This window comes from Streptomyces sp. E11-3 (genome assembly GCF_046540415.1).
Classification (GTDB): Bacteria; Actinomycetota; Actinomycetes; order Streptomycetales; family Streptomycetaceae; genus Streptomyces.
Genome location: NZ_JAZGRL010000002.1, coordinates 467,603 through 487,918, shown reverse-complemented (window position 1 = coordinate 487,918; position 20,316 = coordinate 467,603). Strand labels below are relative to the sequence as shown.

Below are 20,316 nucleotides of genomic sequence, written 5' to 3'. Positions count from 1 at the left end.
TGCGCCAAGGGCGAGAACACCGCCCCCGGTTCACCCGTGCTCCTGGTGGCTGGTGACCCGTCGTACGACCCGCAGCAGGTACTCCTCGCGGTTGAGCGGGTCGTGGTCCCACCGGGCGCGCGCCGGGGGCTCGCCGCGGACTGCCTGGTAGTGGTCGAAGGCGCTGGTCAGTACGCCTTCGCCGCTGGTCAGGGGCGGCAGCTGCTGTTCCAGGCCGTGCACCGAAGCCGCCGGGATCACGCCTTCCACCAGATACGACGCCCCCCGCAGGACCGAGGTCCCAGGGACGGCGCGCTGGCGGGCGAGGGCGGGCAGCACCGAACCGTAGGTCTGGGCCGGGATGTCCAGGGTGAAGTGGTGCATCGGCTCGGACACGCGGGTCCCGGCCCGCTGGAGCGCGCTCATCAGGACCAGGGGCGTCAGATTGCGGAAGTCCCCGGCGGTGCTCGACATGCTCTTGTCGAAGATCGCGTGGGCGTGGCTCTGGCGCGGCGCGTAACCGGAATGCGTCATGGTGACCGTGCAGTCCGTCACCTGCCACCCGTTCAGACCCTGCCCCAGCGTCTCCATGACGGTCTCCTCGACCGCCCGGAAGAACGCGTACGGCATCGCCCCGAGCTCGACGCCCAGCCGGAACCGCACTCCGGTGCCGACGGGCTCCGGATCGACGCGCAGCCCGACGGTGGCGAGGAACGGGTTGGGGTCGGTGTGCATGATCTCGACGGCCGCGCCGCTGCTGACGGGCCGCTCGATGTGGACGGTCGTCGTCTCGCGGAAGGTGACGTCGACGCCGAAGTCGCCTGCGAGGGTCGCCTGGATGACCTCCTTCTGGACCTCGCCGTAGAGCGAGACCGATGTCTCCTGGCGGAGGTCGTCCTGCCGCAGGTTGATCAGCGGGTCCTGTTCGGCGAGTTGGGTGAGCGCCTGGTGCAGCGAGGCCTTGTCGGCGCGTCGGAGGGGCGCCACGACCGTCTCCAGGGTCGGCAGCGCGAAGTGGTGCCCCGCGGCGTCCGGCGCGGCGTCCGACGCGTCGGTGGCGTCGGCGATCGTGTCGCCGATCCGGATGGCGCCGAGCCCCCAGATCCGGGCGATCCGCCCCGCGCCGACGGATTCGTACGGGACGTCCGAGCCATGCTCGAACACGCTGATCGCGGTGACCTTGCCCTCCTCGCCCCGCCCGAACCGCAGCCGCTGCCGCACCCGCACCGTTCCCGCGACCATTCGCACATAGGCGATCTTCTCCCCGGCAGGGCCGCGCTCGATCTTGAATACGGTGCCCGAGACCGGCCCGTCGGCGGCGCCCGCCGCCGTGGGCAGCAGCTCGGTGATGCCGCTGATCAGCGCGTCGACGCCGGTGCCCGTGATCGCCGACCCGAAGAACACCGGACACACCTGCCCGCACCGGGTCTGCGCGGCGAGCTCGGCGCGCAGTCGCGCGTACGACACGGGCGCCGCGTCGTCCAGGCAGGCGGCGAGCAGCGCGTCGTCGTGGCGGGTCAGGACATCGACCAGCCGGGAGATGAAACCGGCGTCGTCCGGACCGTACGGGACGCTGAGCGCCTCGCGGGTGCCGAGCCCGCGCACCGTGCCGAGGGCGACGCCGTCCACGGCCAGTCGGTCGGAGATCGCGCGCAGTAGGTCCTGCTCCCGCGCCCCGCGGCGGTCGACTTTGTTGACGAAGACCAGGGTGGGGATGCGCAGCCGCCGCAGCGTGCGCATCAGCACGCGGGTCTGCGCCTGTACGCCCTCCACGGCCGAGACGACGAGCACGGCCCCGTCGAGCACGCTCAGCACCCGCTCCACCTCGGCGATGAAGTCGGGGTGTCCCGGAGTGTCGAGCAGGTTGACGGTGACCCCGTCGACGACGAAGGAGGCGACCGCGGACTTGATGGTGATGCCCCGTTGCCGTTCCAGGGGCAGCGAATCGGTCAGGGCACTTCCGTCATCGACGCTTCCGATCTCGTCGATGACTCCGACGGCGTGCAGCAGCCGTTCGGTCAGGCTTGTCTTGCCGGCGTCAACATGCGCCAGAATTCCCAGATTGAGGGTGTGCACGGAGTGTCATGTCCTCTGCGTAGGCAGTGATTTCCCGCTGGGTGGACATGAGAGATCCGCGCATGATCACGACTCCTTGGTCGGCTTGCCGTCGCCACGCAGTGCAGCAGACGGCCGCCGCGGAGGACAACCGATTATTGGGCGCCCGAGCCCAGGTATCGCGAGTTCGGGCGTGGGGCGCCCTGGTTCAGACGGCCCGCCAGCGGTACCGGTCGTCGGTGGCGGTGGTCGTACACCGCATCAGGGTGCCCTTGGCGGTGCGTCCGTAGGCCCCGTGCGCGGAGCAGAACGAACCGGGCCAGACCCCCTTCTGGACGCTGTCGGAGGAGCCACCGGTGTTGCCGGGTTGCGGCGTGTGAGTGGGTGCGGGCGCCGGCGTGCGGGTGGGTGCGGGGGCGGGTTTCGGCGTCGGTGTGGGCGGGCGGGTTTCGGCGTCGGTGTGGGCGTGGGTGTGGGTTTGGGCGCGGGCTTGTAGTCGGGGTCGTTGGTCCGGTCCAGATAGCCGCCGCTGGTCTTCGGGCAGGAGGTTTCCGGCTTGACGGCCTCGAGCTCGATGACGCGGACGGCGGACGTGATGTCGGCTCCGGCCTCGGGATCGGTGAAGCAGACCGTCCAGTCACCGGCTTCGGCGGGGACGGTGACGTCCTTGAACGGGCTGACGATCCGGAGTTTCGCGGAGCGGATTCCCTCGGCCCGCAGCTTGGCGGCCGCTTTGTCGGTAGTGAGACCGACAAGGTCGGGAAGCGTCGGCCAGGGAATCGGCTCCTTGTCCTTCGCGGGGCATGGTTCCTTGGCCCTGACCACCCCGAAGTCGACGGTCTTCGCCGTACGTTCCTCGAAGCAGACGGTCCAGGCCGAGGTGCGCAACGGAGTACGGCTCAGGTCGCTGGCGTCGTGCGAAGAGGCGGTCAGCCCGGCGTCACGGGCGGCGGCCACCGCGTCGTCCAGGGCCTCGCCCGTCTGTTCGGCCAGCGTGGGCGCGGTGGCGGAATCGGCTGCCGACGGGGTGGAGCCGGCGGCGGGGTTCTTGCCGTCAACGGGTGCGGCGCATGCGCCGAGCACAGCCACGGCTGCGGCCACCGTGACCGCGATGGGTATGTTCGCGAAACGCGACTTCATGGTGGTCCTCCGTCGACGGGGTCAGACGGGGGAGTGTGGCGCGCCGGTGGCAGCGGCCGCAGCGAAACAGGGAGGTGCGTGGCGCACCCGTGACCTGGGCGAACACATTCAGAGCCGGAACGGTCCGAAAGGCCGAGCTTGCGATCAGCGGCGCACGGCCGCTTGCGATGCGCGGTGCAGGGCCGCCTGAGATCAGCGGCGCACGGCCGCTTGAGATCAGCGGCGCACGGCCGCGGCGTCGGCCGCCCGACGCGAGTGGCCGGTGCTCCGGGGCGTGCGCCGACGGGCAGGTGCCGGGGCGGCGCTTTCGCGGCGCACCGCCGCCGCCCACTCCGCGATCAGCCGCTCGTACTCGCGCCGCTGCTCCGTACCCAGGCGGCCGCCCGCACGCGCCCACAGGGCACGGATCTGGTCGTTCACGACATCGGCGGACCGCACGGAACGACAGGGCTCAGGTTTCGGGGGCATGCCGTAAAGCCTAGGGGCGGATTCTGACCGTCCGTTCCCCCGTGTCGAGCCCCAGCGGCCCGGTGTAGGCGCCGGAGATCACTCTGACCAGGGGATATAGCGCCAATCCGGCGTATCCGTTCGAAACTGTGACCTTGGCCTCACAGAGGGTTCACCGGGCTCCTGTCGCGGCTGATCAGTCCCCCGACTCGCCCGCGTGCGGGCTCAGTGCATCCGTACCGATCAGGGCGAACAGGACGAGGCCGAGGGCGATGCGGTAGTAGACAAAGGGCATGAAGCTCTTGGTCGTGATGAACTTCATAAACCAGGCGATAACCGCGTACCCCACAACAAAAGCAACAATTGTCGCGAAGATCGTCGGGCCCCACGAGACATGGCTCTCGCCGACCTCCTTGAGCTCGTACGCGCCGGAGGCGAGCACCGCCGGAATGGCCAGCAGGAAGGAGTAGCGGGCCGCGGACTCACGCGTGTAGCCCATCAGCAGACCGCCGCTGATCGTGGCGCCGGAGCGGGAGACGCCCGGGATCAGGGCCATCGACTGGCAGAGGCCGAAGATCAGGCCGTCCCTGATGCCGAGGTCTTTGAGGGTCTTGCGCTGCTTCACCGCGCGGTGCTTGCCGCCCGTCTCGTCGCGGGCCGCGAGACGGTCCGCGACACCGAGGACCACGCCGAGGACGATCAGGGTCGTGGCGATCAGCCGCAGATCGCGGAACGGGCCCTCGATCTGGTCCTTGAGCGTGAGGCCGAACACGCCGATCGGGATCGAGCCGACGATGACCAGCCAGCCCATCTGGGCGTCGTGGTCGCCGCGCATCGCCTTGTCCGTGAGGGAGCGGGTCCAGGCGGACAGGATGCGTCCGATGTCCTTGCGGAAGTAGATCAGCACGGCCGCCTCGGTGCCGATCTGGCTGATGGCCGTGAACGCGGCCCCCGGGTCCTCCCAGCCCGCGAAGGCGGCCGTCAGCCGCAGATGGGCGCTGGAGGAGATGGGGAGGAACTCACTTAGCCCCTGGACGAGTCCGAGGATGAATGATTCGAACCAGCTCATGGGGCTTGTGCCGTCCCGGGTCTGATCATGCGTCGGCCCACGCACACGCGGGTCCGGACGTCGTGCGGAATTGGTCAGGTGAGGGAGGAGATCGACTCCTCGCCGGTGCGCAGCGTACCGTCCGAAAAAGTGAGCGCTGAGCGAGCCCCCTCACCCGCACGCGGGACCGCGGCCCGCCCGCGGATCAACGCGCGCCGCGCAGCCGGTGGCGCTTGCACCAGGCGACCACCAGGCCGGCGAGACCGGTGATCGCGATGAACCCCATCGCGATCAGGAACACGGGCGATGTCGGCGTCGTGGCCCGGCTGCCCGCGATGACGTAGGCCGCGGTGTTGGGTATCGACCCCAGGGCGGTAGCCAGCAGAAAGGGCTCGGGACGCATCCGGGACACCGCCGCGCAGTAGTTCACCGCCCAGAACGGGACCCCGGGAAACAACCGAGAAGCCAGCACCGACCGGAACCCGTGCCGACTGAGCTGCCCGTCCACGGCACGCACCCAGCGCCCGCGCAGCAGCGGCCGCAGCGCCTCCTGCCCCAGCACTCGGCCGAGCCCGAAGGCGATCCCGGCGCCGATCACCGTACCGGCGAGCGCCCCGACCAGACCCGCCTGGGACCCGAACAGCGCGCCCGCCGCGAGGTTCAGCAGCGGCCGCGGCACGAACGCCGCCGTGCACACGCCGTACGCCACCGCGAAGAAGACGACCGCCGCGGCCCCGTTCACCTGCGGCGGCCAGCCGTCCACGAGCAGCCGCTGCGGCTCGAAGACCAGCACCGCCGCCCCCGCGCAGGCGAGCAGCACGGCGAGCAGGATCAGCCGCGACCGCGGGGAGAGCAGGACGCCGGCGCAGCGCGCGGCGAGGCCTATGGAGGCGGGCCTGGGGACGGGGGCGAGCATCCGGGGAGACTAACCGACCCATACGTGTGATCGCCGTATGGTGCGTCTCATACACCCCACGGGCACCCCCACGCCCCGTAAGGCAGGGTGCCGCGCGCGACCCGGCCCGCCCGAACTCCCGTAGCGGGAAAACCATTCGACCGGCACGCCCCCGTCGGCGATGATCGCTGACATGTTCCGGCACGCCTTCCTCGCAGCTCCGTCCGCAGTCGCGGACGCTGCCAAGGCTGCCGCCGTCCTGCTCGACGGCGCCCGAAGCTGACCCTTCCCGGATCGTCCGGCGGACCCCGCAGGGGGAGGGTCGGCGAAGCTCCGGGGTCCCCGCTCACACTTCGAGTACTTCGAGTAGTACAGGGAAATTCACCATGCCCAAGACGGCATACGTACGCACCAAGCCGCACCTCAACATCGGCACCATGGGCCACGTCGACCACGGCAAGACCACCCTCACCGCCGCCATCACCAAGGTCCTGTCCGAGCGTGGCTCCGGCACCTTCGTGCCCTTCGACCGCATCGACCGGGCCCCGGAGGAGGCGCAGCGCGGCATCACCATCAACATCTCGCACGTCGAGTACGAGACCGACACCCGGCACTACGCGCACGTGGACATGCCGGGCCATGCCGACTACGTCAAGAACATGGTCACCGGCGCCGCGCAGCTGGACGGGGCGATCCTCGTCGTCTCCGCGCTCGACGGGATCATGCCGCAGACCGCCGAGCACGTACTGCTCGCCCGCCAAGTCGGCGTCGACCACATCGTCGTGGCGCTCAACAAGGCGGACGCGGGCGACGAGGAGCTCACCGACCTGGTCGAGCTCGAGGTACGCGAGCTGCTCTCCGCGCACGGCTACGGAGGCGACAGCGCGCCTGTCGTACGGGTCTCGGGGCTGCGGGCCCTGGAGGGGGACCCGCGCTGGACCGCGGCGGTCGAGGCGCTCCTCGACGCCGTCGACACCTACGTCCCGATGCCGGTCAGGTACACCGACGCCCCGTTCCTGCTGTCCGTGGAGAACGTCCTCACGATCACCGGGCGCGGGACCGTCGTGACCGGCGCCGTCGAGCGCGGCACGGTGCGCGTCGGGGACCGCGTCGAGGTCCTGGGCGCGGACACCGAGACGGTGGTCACCGGTCTGGAGACCTTCGGCAAGCCGATGGCCGAGGCCGAGGCCGGGGACAACGTCGCGCTGCTGCTACGCGGGGTGCCACGGGACGGGGTGCGGCGCGGCCACATCGTCGCCGCGCCGGGCAGCGTCACACCCGGGCGGCGCTTCACCGCCCAGGTGTACGTCCTGTCCGCCAGGGACGGCGGCCGTACGACGCCGATCACCACCGGCTACCGGCCGCAGTTCTACATCCGTACCGCGGACGTCGTCGGCGACGTCGACCTGGGCGAGACCGCCCTCGCCCGCCCCGGCGACACCGTCACGCTCACCGTCGAGCTGGGGCGTGACGTGCCGCTCGAGGCAGGGCTCGGCTTCGCGATCCGCGAGGGCGGCCGTACGGTCGGCGCCGGCACCGTCACCGAGGTCGGCTGACGGCGCGCGCCCGCCCTCCGCAGGACCGCGGAGGGCGGGCGTCGGCGGGCCCGGAGCCCGGCACAATGGAGCGGTGGACGAACCCATACCCGTGACGCGTGCCGTGGACCACGGCACGGCCAAGCTGCTGCCCGACGTGGACCGGGCGCGCGCCTGGCTGCTCACCGTCGACGGCGCGCCCCAGTCATACGTAGACCTGGACGAACCCACCCACCTGGAGTTCGAGTACGCGCGCCGACTCGCCCACGTCCTGGACACCACGGCCGAGCCCGGCCGGCCCCTCGACGCCGTGCACCTGGGCGGCGGGGCGCTGACGCTGCCGCGCTACCTCGCGGCGACCCGACCGGGATCGCGACAGGACGTCGTCGAGGCGGACCGCGGCCTGCTCGCCCTGGTCGCCGAGCACCTGCCGCTCGACCCGGCGGACGGCGTCCGCACCCACAGCGCGGACGCCCGCGCCTGGCTCGCGGCGGCCCCGGCCGACAGCGCCGACGTCCTGGTCGGCGATGTCTTCGGCGGCTCCCGGGTACCCGCGCACCTGACCACGCTGGCGTACGCACGCGAGGCCGACCGGGTGCTGCGCCCGGACGGCGTCTACGCGGCGAACCTCGCGGACGGCGCGCCCTTCACCTTCCTGCGGTCCCAACTCGCGACGTTCCAGGAGGTGTTCCCCCACCTCGCCCTGATCGCGGAACCGTCGGTGCTGCGCGGCCGACGCTTCGGCAACGCGGTCCTGGTCGCCGCACACCGCGAACTGGACACCGCCGCCCTGGCCCGCCGCACGGCCGCCGACGTCTTCCCCGCCCGCGTGGAGCAGGGCAAGGCGCTGCGGCGCCTCATCGGGGACGCGACGCCGGTACGGGACGAGGACGCGGTGCCCTCACCCGAGCCGCCAGGCGGCGCCTTCAGCGTCGGCTGACGCCTCGGTGGTCGTCGCGGCCCCTGTGATCTCCTTCGTACGGAGCGTCAGATTCCGTACGTCCGGCACGAACAGCACCGCGGCCGTGACCACCACGACCAGCACGGCGCAGGCCCACAGCGCGGGCCCGCGCCCGAACGCACTCTCCGCGGGACCGGCCAGCGCGGTCGCCAGCGGCACCATGGCGAGCGACCCGAAGAAGTCGTAGGCGGACACCCGGGAGAACTTCTCCTCCGGAATCTCCTGATGCAGTGCCGTCATCCAGGCGACGCTGAACACCTCGATGGCGACCCCGCTGACGAACATCACGGCGGCCAGCGCTCCCGCCGACACCGGAACGGCGAGCGCCGCCGACGGCAGCGCGAGCGGGAACACGCACAGCGTGCCGGCCAGCAGCAGCCGGCGCGGCTTCCAGCGGATCATCAGCAGTGCCCCGCCGACCGTACCCGCCCCGAAAGCGGCCAGCGCCAGGCCCCACGGACCGGCACCACCCAGCGAGTCCCGGGCGACCAGCGGCCCGTACACCGCCTCGGCGGCGCCCACCACCGCGACCACCACCGAGAACTGCGCGACGATCGCCCACAGCCAGGCCCGGCTGACGAACTCCTGCCAGCCCTCGCGCAGGTCGGCGAGCATTCCGCCGCCGGGCTCGCGCCGGGGGATGTGGCTGACGTCGAGGAACGCCCGTAGCGCCGCGGCGACGGCGAAGGCCGCCGCGTCCACGGCGAGCACCCAGCCGGGACCGATCGCCGCGATCATGGCGCCGCCCAGCGCGGCACCGCCGATCGCCGCGCCCTGCACGGCCATCCGGAAGACAGCGAAGGCGCGCGAGGCCTGTTCGCCGGTGACGGTGGAGAGCAGCATGCCCTCGGCGGCGGGGTTGAAGAACGCCTGCCCGGCGCCGCCGAGCCCAGTGAGCAGCATCATCTGCCACAACCGCGGCTCACCGGCGAGCACCAGCACCGCGAAGGCCGCCTGGGACACGCAGTTCAGCGCGTTGGCGGCGACCATCACCCGATGTCGCGGCAGCCGGTCCGCGACCGCCCCGCCGATCAGCAGGAACAGCACCAGCGGCAACGTACGGGCCATCGCCACAAGACCTACGTCGCCGCCGTCGCCACCCGTCTCCAGAACGGCGAACGCCGCCGCGATCAACGCACCATGGCTGCCCAGGTTCGTCACCACCGCGGCGGCGGCCAGCAGGGTGTAGTTGCGTCCGGCCCAGGAGGGCCGGTGCGGTCGCGGGGCGGCGTTCACTGGCTGATCCACCGGTGAACTATCGCCGTGGAGTTCGGGCCCTGCCAAACCCTTTTCCGGGCGACCGCGTCAGCGGTGCTAGTCGGCGGACTCGTCCTGTTCGGCGTGCCGGACCGTGCTCATGATCTTCATGATGTCCTTGTCCGGCAGCTCGTCGTCGACGCCGGTCGCGCCGTGCAGGCTCCAGGCCACGTAGTCACCCTTGGCGTTCTTGAAGCCGAAGGTGATCGCCTTGCCGTCGGTGGCGCACTTGCTCTTGCCCTTCTGCGGCGAGTCCTTGGAGCGGGCCCACGCGTAGCTGCCCTTGATGCCGGCCTCGGTGGTGTAGGACTTGGGCTTCTTGTCCCACGTGATGCTCTTCTTGTCCGGCTGCGTGTAGGCGCCGAACACCCACCACGGCACCTGCTTCTCGGCGACGTCGGCGGTGCTGGTCGCGCCGTTGGCGCCCTTGGTGCCGGTCGTGGCGAGCCGTGTGTAGTCGGTCTTGCCGTCCTTGTCGTCGTCCTCGCCGCACCACTCGCTCTTGTAGTACGCGGGCGCCGACATCACGATGATGGGCTTGTCGCCGGCCTTGGCGTCGTCCTTCTCGTAGCCGGTGATCACGCCGGGGGAGTCGATCTCCCACTCCGGCGGCACGTCGAAGGCCGTCCCGTGCTTGGGGTTGACCACGACCTTCCAGCCCTTGATTTGAGGCTTGACCTTGTCCTCGGTGCCGCGCGGGTTGTCCGGCGCCGACTCCGACGCGTCGGGGCTGGGGTCCTTCGAGGCCGTCGGCGAGGCCTTGACGTTCTCCTTCTTGCCCTTGGACTCGTCCTTCGTGTCGTCGTCGTCACCGCCGAGCACCAGGTAGCCCGTGACACCCGCCGCCACCACGACCGCGGTCGCCGCGACGATGGCGATGACCGTCGTCTTCTTGCGGTCGTTGCCCGGCGGCGACGCGACGGCGCCCATCGGGGCCGTCGGTGCGTTCCACTGCCCCTGCCCCTGCTGTTGCTGTTGGTAGGCAGGCTGCTGGTACGTGTCGGGCTGCTGCTGGTATCCCGGTTGCTGGTACGGGTTCGGCTGCTGGTACCCCGGCTGCTGGTAGGGATTCTGGTTCTGGTCCTGCGGGTTCTGCTCGCCCCCGGGCGGCTGCTGTCCTGGCCACATGGCGAGAACGATAGAGGGGTGGGGATACGGGTGCCATCGCCGCCCCTCTCTTGTGACGTGCTCGGTACAAGTGTTCCCCCGGCGATACCGCGTCCGAGAGGGATGGCCAAGGACTCCTACTGGCGGGTAACATCGCCGCCATGAGCGCTGACCAGATGTCGATCGGCGAGATGCTCGCCGCCACCGTGCCGATGGCCCGGACCCTGAACCTCGAGCTCGTCGAGACCACCCCTGAGCGTGCCGTACTCCGGCTGCCGGACCAGCCGGACTACCACAACCACGTCGGCGGACCGCACGCCGGCGCCATGTTCACGCTGGGCGAGTCCGCGAGCGGGGCGATCGTCCTCGCCGCGTTCGGCGACCAGCTCTCGCGGGCCGTGCCGCTCGCGGTGAGTGCCGACATCGCGTACAAGAAGCTCGCCATGGGTCAGGTGACCGCCACCGCGACGCTGGGCCGCCCGGCCGCCGACGTGGTCGCGGAGCTGGACGCGGGCCAGCGTCCGGAGTTCCCCGTCGCCATCGCCATCCAGCGCGAGGACGGCGCGGTGACCGGGGAGATGACCGTCACCTGGACCCTGCGTCCCAACAGCTGAACAGCAGCACAGGCAACCGGCGGCGGACGCGCCGACCGAACCCCTTGGGGCCGACGCGCCGACCGAACCCCTTGGGGCCGGTCGGCGCGTCCGCCGTTTCGCGTGGTGGTTTTCCGCCGTGATCAGGGGTGTCCAACAGACTGTCAAGTCCGTTCTGTCGCATAGTGCGTTCGACTGGTGTGTGCCACGACAGAAGGACTCCAGGAGGGACGGCCTATGTCCGAGACCGTGTCCAGGCGGTCGGCGCTGCGGCTGCTGAGTACCGCGATCGCGGTCGCCACCGCGGCCACCGCGAGTCTCGCCAGCCGCTCGCCCGCGGCGGCCCGAGCAGGTCGCTCACCAGGCGGCCCGCGGGCCGCGGCGCTGCTGGCCCAGCTCACCCTCGACGAGAAGATCTCGCTGCTGCACGGCGCCGAGGACCCCCAGAGCCTCGGCCAGGCCGGATACGTACCCGGTGTGCCCCGCCTCGGCATCCCCGAGCTGCGGCTCGCGGACGGCCCCGCAGGCGTACGGGTGGCCGAGCACGCCACCGCGCTGCCCGCGCCCGTGATGCTGGCCTCGGCCTTCGACCCGGCGCTGGCCCGCGAGTACGGCCGGGTCATCGGCAGGGAGGGGCGGGCGCTGGGCCAGGACGTCCTGCTGTCGCCCATGGTCAACCTTATCCGCACGCCGTACGCGGGACGGAACTTCGAGACCTTCAGCGAGGACCCGCTGCTCTCGGCCGACCTGGTCGCCGAGGAGATCCGGGGCATCCAGGACGAGGGACTCATCGCGACGGTGAAGCACTTCGCGCTGAACAACCAGGAGAAGGACCGGATGACCATCGACGTGGTCGCCGGAGACCGGACGATGCGCGAGACCGAGCTACGGGGCTTCGAAGCCGCCGTGGCCGCCGGAGCCGGGGCCGTCATGGGGGCGTACAACAAGGTCAACGGCACCTTCGCCTGCGAGAACAGGGAACTGCTCAGCGATCTGCTGCGCAAGGACTGGGACTTCGACGGCTGGGTGATGACCGACTGGTTCGCTGCGCACAGCACGGTCGCCGCGCTCGACGCCGGGCTCGACATGGAGATGCCGAGCGGCATCCACTTCGATGCCGCGCTGCGGGAAGCCGTCCAGGACGGCCGCGCGTCCCAGGCCGCCGTGGACCGTGCCGTGGGCCGGATCCTGTCCGTCCTCGACCGCTTCGGACTGCTGGACGGCAGCGCTCCGGCGCGGCCCGCCCGGAGCCCCGAGGCCGGGGCCGGGATCGCGCTGAAGGTCGCCAAGGCCGGGGCGGTTCTGCTCCGCAACGAGCACCGCACCCTCCCGCTCACCGGGCACGCGGCCCAGCACATCGCCGTCGTCGGGCCCACCGGCTCCGTCCCCTTCGTCAGCGGGGGCGGCAGCGCCCATGTGGTCCCCGACCACGCCGACAGCCCCCTCCACACCCTCACCGAACGCGCGGGCAACGCGGCGCGGGTGACCTACGCACTGGGCGAGGACCTCTATGGCAGGCCACTGCCCGAGGCCGCGCTGACCTCCGGATTCGAGCCGGAGGGGCAGGGCGTTGGCCCGGGCGAGACCTGGGAGTACGACGGGACCCTCACCACACCCGAGCAGGACGAGTGGACCTTCGTCGTCCACTACTCGGGCGAGCGCCCCGAGGTCCACCTGGACGGCGAGGAGCTCTTCCCCCTCGCCGAGGGCCTCGGCGAGCTCTTCAACGGAGGCCTGGTGCCGACCGCCCCCGACGGACTCACGGTACGCCGCAAGACCCTCGGCCTCCCCGCAGGCCGACACCAGCTGCGGATCACCGCGACGGGCGGCGACAACGGGCAGCTCTTCCGCCTGCGGCGCATCACCGGAGCGACCCGCGCCGAGGATCTGGCCGACGCGGTACGGGTCGCGCGCGCCGCGCACAGCGTCGTGCTCTTCGCCTACGAGGACGCCACCGAAGGCCAGGACCGCACGACGCTCGCCCTCCCCGGCCACCAGGAGCGCCTGATCGAGGCCGTCACAGCGGCCAACGAGCGAACCACCGTCGTCCTCAACACCTCCTCGGCGATCACGATGCCGTGGCTGGAGCGGACCGCCGCGGTGCTGCAGATGTACTACCCCGGGCAGGAGGGCGCGGCGGCCACCGCCGCGATCCTGTTCGGTGACACGGACCCCGGCGGGCGGCTCACCCAGACCTTCCCGCTCGACGACCAGACGCACCCCATGGCCGGGAATGCGCGCCGCTATCCGGGCGTCGACGGGATCGAGGAGTACTCCGAGGGCGTCCACATCGGCCACCGCTGGTACGACGCCAACCGACTGCGGCCCCTGTTCCCCTTCGGGCACGGTCTGTCGTACACGACCTTCGCGTACTCGGATCTGGCGGTGCACACCGTGGGGGACGGCCTCGCGGTGAGCTGCTCCGTACGCAACACCGGCGGCCGCGACGGCATCGAGGTCGCCCAGGTCTACGTGGGCCCGTCCCCCGATCTCCGACTCGACCAGCCGGAGCGGGCCCTCGCCGGCTACCGCAGGCTCGCGCTGAAGGCGGGCGAGCGGCGCCGGATGACCGTACGGGTCACCCGGCGCACCCTGTCCTCGTGGGACACCGAATGGCACGCGTGGGTACTGGGTACCGGCCTGCGCACGGTGTGGGTGGGCGCCTCGTCCCGCGATCTGCGGCTGCGCGGGGAGGCGCGGGTGGGGGCGCCGGAGTGAGCGCGGGCGGTCAGTCCTCGTAGGCCGCGCGGTGCGCCTTGGCCAGCTCGGTGTACATCGCCGCGTTGACCTTGATGCCCTCGCGCTCCTCCTCGGTCAGCTGCCGCCTGACCTTCGCGGGCACACCCGCGACCAGCGAGCCCGGCGGCACCTGCATGCCCTGCGGCACCAGCGCCTGGGCCGCGACCAGCGAACCGGCGCCGATCACCGCGCCGTTGAGCACCGTGGCGCCCATGCCGATCAGGCAGTCGTCCTCGACGGTGCAGCCGTGCACGGTCGCGTTGTGGCCGACCGAGACGCGCTCGCCGATGGTGACCGGGAAGCCGGGGTCGACATGCACCGTGCAGTTGTCCTGGATGTTGCTGTCGGCGCCGAGCACGATCGGGCCGCAGTCGGCGCGCAGCACCGCGTGGTACCAGAGGCTCGCGCCGGGGCGCAGCGTCACATCGCCGACCACGACGGACGTGGGGGCCGCGAAGGCCTCCGGGTCCACCTGAGGGTCCTTGCCGCCGACCTCCGCGATCAACGCCCGCTCTGTCATTACGGTCTCCTTCTCCCAAGTACGCCGGTCACACCCACCGGCACCGTAAGCGACCCGGCGCACGGCCCGCCGACCGGGTGGGGCGAAGATCACAGCCCGTGCCGCCCACGACCGGTAGCGGCGCTGAGTACCGTGTGCGGGTGCCGAAGAGCAGGAACACGTTCTCATCCCTGGCCGCCCGGCGGCGCCGTCTGGTGACGCGCGCGGTCCAGGCGGGCTGGCGCTGGGCGCAGCGGGCCGGCGCGGTGACCGCGGAGCGGCCCGGCAGACTGCGCTTCGGCGCGATCGGCACCGGTACGAAGCTGGCCTTTCCGCAGGGCACGGTGTTCGGCGAGCCGTGGATCCAGCTGGGTGACCACTGCATCGTGGGCGAGCAGGTCACCCTCACCGCGGGGATGATGCCGGACCTGGACCTCGGCCCTGACCCGATACTCCGGATCGGCAGCGGCGTGGTGCTCGGCCGCGGCAGCCATGTCATCGCCGACACGACGGTGACCATCGGGGACGACTGCTACTTCGGCCCGCACGTCTACGTCACGTCCACGAACCACAGCTACGACGATCCACACCAACCCGTGGGCAAGCAGTGGCCGCGGATGGAGCCGGTGGAGATCGGACCCGGCTGCTGGGTCGGCACCAACGCGGTGATCCTGCCGGGTGCGCGGCTTGGGCGGAACGTCGTGGTGGCGGCGGGCGCGGTGGTACGCGGCGATGTCCCCGACCACGCGGTGGTGGCCGGGGCACCCGCCCGCGTGGTCCGCAGCTGGACGCCCGCATCCGGCTGGCAGCCCCCGCTCCGTACCCCGGCACCGGTGCCGATCCCCGAGGGCGTCACCCCGGAGCAACTCCTGGCCTTGTCCGACCTCCCGACCGAGCCCCCGCCGAGCCCACAGGCCCCTCGCGCCGGGTGATCGCCGCGCTCCTTGGCACGCGCCGCGCCGCGCCGCGTCTCGGGTGCGTTCTGTTTCGTTGTGGGGCGGGGGCGCGCTGGGGGGTACGTGCTCCCGCCGCGCGAGGTGACCCGGTAGCGGTATAGCGAGCCCGGTGGTGGGGTCGAGGTTGGGCGGTCCGCGCGCACCCCCCACCACGCCCCCTCACGCCGGTTCCACGACCACCGGNGTAACCGGCCCGTTCTGCGCGGCGATCGCATACGTCCCGTTCGCGGCCACATCGGCGAGCCCCACGAACGCGAGCGCCGGAAGGGACGCGCGGATGACCCCCATCCCGCCGTCCTCCGGCAGCGCCCGCCCGCCCCGCTTCACCGAGACGTACAGCGCGCCACCGCCCACCACGACATTGGCGACCCGCTGCACGAACAACGCGAGGAACAGCCCGGAGAGGCTCACCGACGCCTCGGCGATCAGCGCCATCACCGAGCCGAACCCAAACGCCGCGACCAGCGTCAGCAGCACCGCCTGCCGCTGCACCGGCGCGCCCCGGAACTGTGGCCCGCCCGCAAGCATCACGCCCGCGACCGCCACACCGATCCCCGCGAACTGCAGCACCCCAGGCCGCTCGCCCAGGACCAGGCCGACACCGAGAGGTACGACGACCCCCAGTGAGCCCAGCGGCGAGACCACACCCATCGGCCCCAGCGCCAACGCCTTGTAGAAGGCGAGCATCGCCACCGGCCCCACCACACCGGCCGCCACCGCGAACCAGAGCTTCGGCCCGGTCTCGGTCCAGGCCCCGGTGGCGATCACGATCGCACCGAGCACCACCACGGCGATGCACTGCGAGACGACAACGACCGTGAGCGCGGGCGTCCTTCGGGTCAGCAGCCCTCCGCCGAAGTCGGCCAGCCCCCACAGGAGACTGGTGGCCAGGGCGAGCAGTGCGGTCATCGGGGAACCTCGCAGTACAGTGTGGTGAACCTTCAGGTGCACCACACCGTAGTACAACAAACTGAACCAGTTCATCCAAAATATTGGACGGAATGTGTCGGACCTCGATCAACTCACCCAGTCACTCGCGCGCAGCCTCAAACGCTGGCGCGGCGAGCGGGGCTACACCCTCGACGCACTCGCCGCACGCGCGGGAGTCAGCCGCGGCATGATCATCCAGATCGAGCAGGCCCGTACGAACCCGAGCGTCGGCACCACCGTGAAGCTCGCGGACGCGCTGGGCATCAGCATCACCACGCTGCTCGACTACGAGCAGGGGCCCGAGGTCAGACTCGTGCCCGAGGAGCAGGCCGTACGCATGTGGTCCACGGACGCCGGGAGCTGGACCAAGCTCCTGGTCGGCAGCGAGACCCGGGGGCCGTTCGAGCTGTGGTCCTGGTGCCTGATGCCGGGTGACGCGCACGAGTCCGACGCGCACCCGTCGGGCACGGTCGAGCTGCTGCGGGTCACCGCGGGCGAGCTCACCCTGGTCGTGGACGGCGAGTCGTACCCCGTACCGGCCGGGACGTCGGCCACCTTCGAGGCGAACGTGTCCCACGCGTACCGCAACGACGGCGGGACACCGGTCGAGATGACCATGGCCGTCGCCGTCCCTCCCGCACACTGAGACACCCCGCCGAACGCGTAGCGCGGGCTGTTAACTTGCCGTCATGCGTGCACCTATCGGCGACTTCACGGACGCCCGCCCCGCCCCCGACTGCCTGGACCTGCTCACCCAGCCTGTGGCCGACGCCGTACGCAGTTGGCGTGGCAGCGTGCCCGCCGAGCAGCTGCTCTACGTCGACACCGACCCGGCGATCGCCGACACGGCCGTCTTCGTCGAGCGGCACGGCGCCGAGCTCCTGGACCAGTCGGCGAACTGCGTGGTCGTCGCGGGCAGGCGCGGCGGCGAGACCAGCCTCGCGGCCTGCGTGGTCCTGTCCCGCACGCGGGTCGACGTCAATGGCGCCGTACGCCGCCAACTCGGTGCCCGCAAGGCCTCGTTCGCGCCGATGGACACGGCCACCGGCGAGACCGGGATGGAGTATGGCGGCATCACCCCGATCGGCCTGCCGGCCAACTGGCCGCTGTTGGTGGACGCGGCCGTGGCCGACACGGAGTACGTCCTGATCGGCAGCGGCAGCCGCCGCGGCAAGCTGATCGTGCCGGGCAAGACCTTCGCCGAACTGCCGGGAGCGGTAGTGCTGGACGGGCTCGGCGGCAGCTGAGCCGGTCAGCTCCCCCGCCCCGCCTGGTCAGTAGTACTCGCCCATCAGCTCCACCGACCAGGCGGGCTGCCGGAGTTCACCCCGCGGGCCGAACTCCTGGAGAGCCGGTTCTTGCCGCGCTGCGCGAAGATCCCCACCAGCGGCCAGTCGGTGTTGCCGCGCGGATGCCGGGCGCGTCGTAGGGTCACTGCCTCGGGGCCGGTGGGTGCGGTGTGTGCGTTGGGGTCCGGCATCACGTCTTCAGTGTGCTTGCGGGTGGGTGCGCTCTACGTCGTGGTGGGGCGGGAACGCGGCGGGGGCACGTGCTCCCGCCGCGCGAGCTCGTCCGGTACGGACAAGGCGCCCGGTGGTGGCGGGCCCGCGCCGCTCAGCGCAGTTCGATCGCCGGGCAGCGGTCCATCACCATGTCGAGCCCGGCCGCACGGGTCCGCTCGTACGCCGTGTCGTCGATGACGCCCAGCTGGAACCAGACCGCCTTCGCGCCCACGGCGACAGCCTCCTCTGCGACGGCGCCCGCCAGGCCGCTGTTCACGAACACATCGACCACATCGATGGCGAACGGCACGTCCGCGAGGGAGGCGTATCCCGGCTCCCCATGCACGGTCTCCGCCTTCGGATGTATCGGGACGACCCGCTTGCCGTGCCGCTTGAGCACTTCGGCGACCCCGTAGGCCGCGCGCTGCCGGTTGTTGGACAGGCCGACGACGGCCCAGGTGTCACCGAGCTCGGTGAGAATCCTGTCGATCGTTGCCCGGTCGCCGTACACATCTGCCTCCACTGGATCGAGTCCTGCCACGGCAACATCGGCCGCCGTGCGCCGATTCCCGGTGACGGCTCGGGCCGTCAGGTCTTGCTGCGCAGGGCGCCCCAGGTGTTGGGTCCCACCTCGCCGTCGACGGCCAGCTTCCGGTCGCTCTGGAAGAGCCGCACCGCAGCGCGGGTGTCGTCGCCGAACTGCCCGTCCACACCGGAGCCACCGATGCTGTAGCCGCGCTTGCTCAGCATGCACTGCACCTGGACCACGGGCTGGCCCCGGTCGCCGTACCGGGTGATCTCGGTGCCCGAGTAGTACGTGCAGTCGGAGATCCACGGGGGAGTGGCGGGCTGGGTCGGGCTCGGCTTCGGCGTCGCGGTCGGGGAGTTGTCACCGCCACCGGGCTGTGTCGGAGTCGTACGGGAAGCGGTGGCCTGAGGGGTGTCCTTGCCGCCGCCCGGCTGAGCGGAGCCGCTCGCGCCGTCCTGCTCGTCATCGGGGAGTGGGGAGCGCCCCTCGCCATCGGTCTCCTTCTCGTCCTGCTTCCCCTTGCCGTCCTCGCCGTCCTTCTTCGGGGAATCGGAGCCTTCGGGGGAGAAGGCGGGCACCGGCGGGTCGTCGCCCGCGGGGGAGTCGTCGGCAGGTGCGCTGGACTGTGTGCCCGCCGCACCGACCTGGTCGGTGCCTGAGTCGGGGCGGGTCAGGACAAACGCCGTCAGGGCTACGGCACAGACCGCGAGCCCCGCCGCACCGGCCAGGTACAGCCCCTTACGGCGCTTGCCCGGCCCCGACGCTTCCGGGGGCGGCCCGAAGCCCGGAGGAGCGTCGGCCGGGACAGCAGCGGCCGGGACAGCCGCAGCCGGGCCAGCGACGGCCGCCGCAGCAGAGGGCGCCGCGGCAGCCTGCGGCGCCCCCGCGGGTGCCGGGAGCCGGAGATGGGCCGTCCGCTCCACGGGCAGTTCCTTGAGCACCTCGTACGCCCGCCGACGCCCGGCCAGCTGCGAGTCGAGCGGTTCCTGCCACTGCGCCATACGCGGCCGGGCCGCCGCCGCGTCGATGAGGCGCTGCGGATCGGGGCGCTGGGCCGGGTCCTTGGCCAGGCAGGCGGACAGCAGCGACGCCAACGCGGGGTCGACCGCGGAGAGTTCCGCTATCACCTCGCGGTCGGGGTCCTCGTACGCCACCCGGTGCATGACGTCCACGCCGGTGCCGTCACCGAAGGGCGCCCGTCCGGTGGCGGCGAATACCAGGGTGCAGGCGAGCGAGAACACATCCGAAGTGGCGTCGGACCGCCCGTTCTTGAGGCGCTCCGGCGACATGTACGCGGGGGTGCCGACAGCCTTGCCGGTGGTGGTGATCGCGGTGCTGTCCGCGGCCTGCGAGATGCCGAAGTCGATGACGTGCGCGCCGTACCCGGACAGGATCACGTTGGACGGCTTGAGGTCGCGGTGTACCACCTCGGCGGCGGCCAGTTCGGACAGCGCCTGCCCGAGCTCGCCGAGCAGTCGCCAGGCTCCGGGGGCCGCCAGCAGGCCGTAGTCGCGCACGGCGTCCGAGAGGTTGAGGCCGGGCAGGTAGTCCGTGGCCATCCAGAGCAGGTCGCCGTCGAAGCCGGTGTTCAGGAGCCGCGGCGCGTGCGCACCGTGCACCCGGGCCAGTACGGCCGCCTCGCGCTCGAACCGCCTCCGGAACTCGGCGTCTTGGGCGAACTCGGGGCGGATCACCTTGACCGCGGCCAGGCCAGGAGCGTTGTCCGCGGGGCGGGCGAGGTACACCCGGCCCATCCCGCCGCTGCCGAGATGCCCCATCGGCGCGTACGGACCGATCCGGTACGGGTCGCCGTGCTGCAGCCGCTCCGCCCCGGCCTGTCGTAGCGCGGTGTCCCCGGACGCCCGTGGGTCCGGCATATCGGGCCGGTGCTCCGGCATGGTGTGCCCCCGTATGTGTGTTGCTTCACCCCAGCACGGTGAGGTTATCGCAGTGGGCGCACTGGTCTCGCAGGCCGCACACGACACGGACGGGGTGGCGCGTTGAATCGATTCACTTTCCCGCTGTCCGATCTTGGCTGTTCGTTATCTGCGCGGTCCGCTCGGCAGGTTCGAAGGGTCGAACAAGCGCGATAGGCCCTGTGTCGAGCTCATAGAAAGCGCTTCAATGAAATCCTGCCCGAACCG

Annotated in this window: 19 protein-coding genes; 7 read left to right on the top strand and 12 right to left on the bottom strand. The window is 71.4% G+C overall.

What is annotated here, in order from left to right:
* Positions 1 to 30: 30 nt before the first annotated feature.
* The 5 genes from U9R90_RS20985 to U9R90_RS20965 all read right to left on the bottom strand — a co-directional run bounded on the left by U9R90_RS20985 (position 31) and on the right by U9R90_RS20965 (position 5,585).
* The gene (locus U9R90_RS20985) at positions 31 to 2,055 is read right to left on the bottom strand and encodes a GTP-binding protein (RefSeq protein WP_411058190.1); all 2,025 of its coding nucleotides are present in this window, start codon (positions 2,053 to 2,055) and stop codon (positions 31 to 33) included.
* 240 nt (positions 2,056 to 2,295) lie between these two features.
* Entirely contained in the window at positions 2,296 to 3,174 is an 879-nt protein-coding gene (locus U9R90_RS20980; RefSeq protein ID WP_411058189.1) for a PASTA domain-containing protein, read from the bottom strand.
* Positions 3,175 to 3,390: 216 nt separating this feature from the next.
* A complete protein-coding gene (locus U9R90_RS20975) occupies positions 3,391 to 3,642 on the bottom strand; it encodes a hypothetical protein (RefSeq protein WP_411058188.1) in 252 nt (83 codons plus the stop codon).
* Between the two features lie 175 nt (positions 3,643 to 3,817).
* Positions 3,818 to 4,690 carry an undecaprenyl-diphosphate phosphatase gene (locus U9R90_RS20970; protein WP_411058187.1) on the bottom strand — a complete coding sequence of 291 codons (873 nt, stop codon included), beginning with the start codon at positions 4,688 to 4,690 and terminating at the stop codon, positions 3,818 to 3,820.
* A gap of 184 nt (positions 4,691 to 4,874) precedes the next feature.
* Positions 4,875 to 5,585 carry a TVP38/TMEM64 family protein gene (locus U9R90_RS20965; RefSeq protein WP_411058186.1) on the bottom strand — a complete coding sequence of 237 codons (711 nt, stop codon included), beginning with the start codon at positions 5,583 to 5,585 and terminating at the stop codon, positions 4,875 to 4,877.
* A gap of 365 nt (positions 5,586 to 5,950) precedes the next feature.
* Between U9R90_RS20965 and tuf the strand changes: the two genes are divergently transcribed.
* Both tuf and U9R90_RS20955 read left to right on the top strand, forming a co-directional pair.
* Positions 5,951 to 7,120, top strand: a complete 1,170-nt coding sequence (gene tuf / locus U9R90_RS20960; protein ID WP_411058185.1) for an elongation factor Tu — start codon at positions 5,951 to 5,953, stop codon at positions 7,118 to 7,120.
* Positions 7,121 to 7,193: 73 nt separating this feature from the next.
* Entirely contained in the window at positions 7,194 to 8,039 is an 846-nt protein-coding gene (locus U9R90_RS20955; protein ID WP_411058184.1) for a spermidine synthase, read from the top strand.
* On the opposite strand, the gene U9R90_RS20950 is transcribed toward U9R90_RS20955, so the two are convergent.
* Both U9R90_RS20950 and U9R90_RS20945 read right to left on the bottom strand, forming a co-directional pair.
* A complete protein-coding gene (locus U9R90_RS20950) occupies positions 8,001 to 9,308 on the bottom strand; it encodes an MFS transporter (RefSeq protein ID WP_411058183.1) in 1,308 nt (435 codons plus the stop codon). The two genes, U9R90_RS20955 and U9R90_RS20950, sit on opposite strands and share 39 nt — an antisense overlap.
* A gap of 66 nt (positions 9,309 to 9,374) precedes the next feature.
* Entirely contained in the window at positions 9,375 to 10,445 is a 1,071-nt protein-coding gene (locus U9R90_RS20945; protein ID WP_411058182.1) for a hypothetical protein, read from the bottom strand.
* Between the two features lie 140 nt (positions 10,446 to 10,585).
* On the opposite strand from U9R90_RS20945, the gene U9R90_RS20940 reads away from it, so the two are divergent.
* Positions 10,586 to 11,038, top strand: coding sequence for a DUF4442 domain-containing protein (locus U9R90_RS20940; protein WP_411058181.1), 453 nt, complete (start codon positions 10,586 to 10,588; stop codon positions 11,036 to 11,038).
* Between the two features lie 216 nt (positions 11,039 to 11,254).
* Positions 11,255 to 13,735, top strand: a complete 2,481-nt coding sequence (locus U9R90_RS20935; RefSeq protein ID WP_411058180.1) for a beta-glucosidase family protein — start codon at positions 11,255 to 11,257, stop codon at positions 13,733 to 13,735.
* 10 nt (positions 13,736 to 13,745) lie between these two features.
* On the opposite strand, the gene U9R90_RS20930 is transcribed toward U9R90_RS20935, so the two are convergent.
* Positions 13,746 to 14,276: a gamma carbonic anhydrase family protein gene (locus tag U9R90_RS20930; RefSeq protein WP_411058179.1), complete on the bottom strand. Its 531-nt coding sequence runs from the start codon at positions 14,274 to 14,276 to the stop codon at positions 13,746 to 13,748.
* Positions 14,277 to 14,416: 140 nt separating this feature from the next.
* On the opposite strand from U9R90_RS20930, the gene U9R90_RS20925 reads away from it, so the two are divergent.
* Complete coding sequence (locus tag U9R90_RS20925) at positions 14,417 to 15,187, top strand: DapH/DapD/GlmU-related protein (protein WP_411058178.1); 771 nt, start codon at positions 14,417 to 14,419, stop codon at positions 15,185 to 15,187.
* Positions 15,188 to 15,370: 183 nt separating this feature from the next.
* Here U9R90_RS20925 and U9R90_RS20920 read toward each other — a convergent pair whose 3' ends face one another.
* The gene (locus tag U9R90_RS20920) at positions 15,371 to 16,120 is read right to left on the bottom strand and encodes an EamA family transporter (protein ID WP_411058177.1); all 750 of its coding nucleotides are present in this window, start codon (positions 16,118 to 16,120) and stop codon (positions 15,371 to 15,373) included.
* A 94-nt stretch (positions 16,121 to 16,214) separates the two neighbouring features.
* Between U9R90_RS20920 and U9R90_RS20915 the strand changes: the two genes are divergently transcribed.
* Positions 16,215 to 16,787 (top strand): XRE family transcriptional regulator, encoded by a 573-nt coding sequence (locus U9R90_RS20915; RefSeq protein ID WP_411058176.1) that lies wholly within the window; start codon positions 16,215 to 16,217, stop codon positions 16,785 to 16,787.
* A 43-nt stretch (positions 16,788 to 16,830) separates the two neighbouring features.
* Positions 16,831 to 17,388, top strand: a complete 558-nt coding sequence (locus tag U9R90_RS20910) for a YbaK/EbsC family protein (RefSeq protein ID WP_411058175.1) — start codon at positions 16,831 to 16,833, stop codon at positions 17,386 to 17,388.
* A gap of 44 nt (positions 17,389 to 17,432) precedes the next feature.
* On the opposite strand, the gene U9R90_RS20905 is transcribed toward U9R90_RS20910, so the two are convergent.
* From U9R90_RS20905 to U9R90_RS20895, 3 genes are all read right to left on the bottom strand, one after another.
* Positions 17,433 to 17,624, bottom strand: coding sequence for a hypothetical protein (locus U9R90_RS20905; protein ID WP_411058174.1), 192 nt, complete (start codon positions 17,622 to 17,624; stop codon positions 17,433 to 17,435).
* Between the two features lie 131 nt (positions 17,625 to 17,755).
* Complete coding sequence (locus U9R90_RS20900) at positions 17,756 to 18,154, bottom strand: CoA-binding protein (protein ID WP_411059760.1); 399 nt, start codon at positions 18,152 to 18,154, stop codon at positions 17,756 to 17,758.
* A gap of 77 nt (positions 18,155 to 18,231) precedes the next feature.
* Positions 18,232 to 20,070: a protein kinase domain-containing protein gene (locus U9R90_RS20895; RefSeq protein WP_411058173.1), complete on the bottom strand. Its 1,839-nt coding sequence runs from the start codon at positions 20,068 to 20,070 to the stop codon at positions 18,232 to 18,234.
* Positions 20,071 to 20,316: the final 246 nt, after the last annotated feature.